Source organism: Fibrella forsythiae (assembly GCF_017353175.1).
Classification (GTDB): Bacteria; Bacteroidota; Bacteroidia; order Cytophagales; family Spirosomataceae; genus Fibrella; species Fibrella forsythiae.
Window position 1 is genome coordinate 1 of the sequence record NZ_JAFMYW010000058.1, and the last position, 993, is coordinate 993.

Sequence of the window (993 nt, forward strand, 5' to 3'; positions counted from 1 at the left end):
GGTGTTTCGATGAAATAAATCGTTTTTTATAGAGTTGTTAGGGCGACCCATTGTGGTCGCCCTTTTTTGTCTTTACCAAAATCGACTGGGAGTGGATTTTGGTTTAAGCATCTGGGTGATAGGCTTCCTGGATAGTAATGAACGTACCTGATTATCCTGTCACCCTAGGTAGAGTCGAAGGTGTTGACGCGAGGCTTATTGCCAAACTTTATTAGCCAGTATTCAGAGGCAGAATACTATCCGCAGTTCTTCTCTGATCGTACAGTAAATAACCATTTCAAAGCCCCAGTTTTGCCGCTAAGAACTATATAAGTTTAATGACCAAAATCGTTGACTCACAAAAAGACACTCAACGATATGAGAGCTTGCTACACAGGTTGTTTGTTGGTTCTGCTGCTGGGTACGTGCCTGTTTGCGCCTATTATTGCTCAGGCTTCTCACGTTAGAGCGGGCGAGATCACGACGCGTCGTGTTGCCGGATCAGGCACGGGGATAACCTACGAAATTACGCTGACAGCTTACTACGATATTGTAAATGGCCGATTAGCGGCTGAACAAGCTACCTATGCGACATTTTGTTTTGGTGATGGGACCAGTTTCAATGTAGATCGGATATCCATTCGGCCTTTAGGTAGAGGGACAACCGTAAATACCTATCAAACCACCTACACGTATAATGGACCTGGTGTTTATTCTATTACTGCTCAGATTGTTAACCGTAACCAGGGGACGCGTAATATCAGGAACGGAGCGAACACTGACTTAATCAACTTCCTGGTTACGACCACTATCTCGGCCAACGCAGCGCTGGGCTTCAATACCAATCCGATCCTGCTCAACCCACCGGTCGACTCGGCCCGCATTGGCCAGAAATACTGCCATAACCCGGCGGCTTATGACCTAGATGGCGATAGCCTCTCATACCGCATTGCTATTCCGCAAAATACACCTCCGGATTTTCCTTGCCGGGCACTTCCGGTACCACAATACCAA

Annotated in this window: 1 pseudogene; it reads left to right on the plus strand. The window is 46.8% G+C overall.

Annotated features, from left to right (window positions below):
• Positions 1 to 357: 357 nt before the first annotated feature.
• Positions 358 to 993, plus strand: a pseudogene (locus J2I46_RS32620) (gliding motility-associated C-terminal domain-containing protein); the annotation flags it as partial.